1 protein-coding gene is annotated in these 248 nt (G+C 31.5%); it reads left to right on the top strand.

What is annotated here, in order from left to right:
- On the top strand, positions 1 to 248 hold a 248-nt coding region (locus FUA24_RS10975), incomplete at both ends, for a hypothetical protein (protein WP_148542230.1).

The raw sequence follows: 248 nt of genomic DNA, 5'->3' as shown, positions 1-248 counted from the left end.
ATTCTTGTTCAAGAAAATGATTATGTAAAAGCAGGTATGCCATTATCTGATGGTTCTATAACTCCAAATGATATTTTAAATATCAAAGGACCTTCAGCAGTTCAACAATATTTAGTAAACGAGGTACAAGAAGTGTATCGTTTACAAGGTGTAAAAATTAACGATAAGCACTTTGAAGTTGTTGTAAGACAGATGATGCGTAAAGTTAGAATTATAGATTCTGGCGATACCATTTTCTTAGAAGATCA

This window comes from Seonamhaeicola marinus (assembly GCF_008085455.1).
The sequence above is the reverse complement of the archived record's forward strand: the minus strand, read 5'-3'. Positions and strand labels throughout refer to the sequence as shown.